Annotated in this window: 1 protein-coding gene; it reads left to right on the forward strand. The window is 64.5% G+C overall.

The window, feature by feature from the left end:
* Positions 1-349, forward strand: a 349-nt coding sequence (locus tag AC6CH3_RS23495; RefSeq protein WP_498134719.1) for an IS30 family transposase, incomplete at both ends; no start/stop codon positions are given.

Here is a 349-nt window from a genome sequence, read left to right on the forward strand (position 1 = left end):
CGTTCAGGCAAGGGGCGGACTCAAACGCGAGATCCAGGCAGCCCTGCGCACCAGCAGGGCACGCCGCAAACCCCACCGCACGAGAGAGCAGCGCACCTCCCGGTTCGTGGATCCCATGATTATGATCTCCGAGCGTCCACCTGAGATCGAGGACCGGGCAGTGCCTGGCCATTGCGAAGGTGACCTCATAACGGGCGCCTACAACCAGACCGCGATCGCGACCTTGGTCGAACGCACGACCCGTTACGTGATGCTCGTCCACCTCTCTGGGGACCACACAGCCGAAACAGTCCGCGACGGCCTCGTCAAGATCATGTCCACGCTGCCGGCGCACCTGCGTGGCTCCCTG

The sequence above is a fragment of the Arthrobacter sp. GQ119 genome (assembly GCF_059759125.1).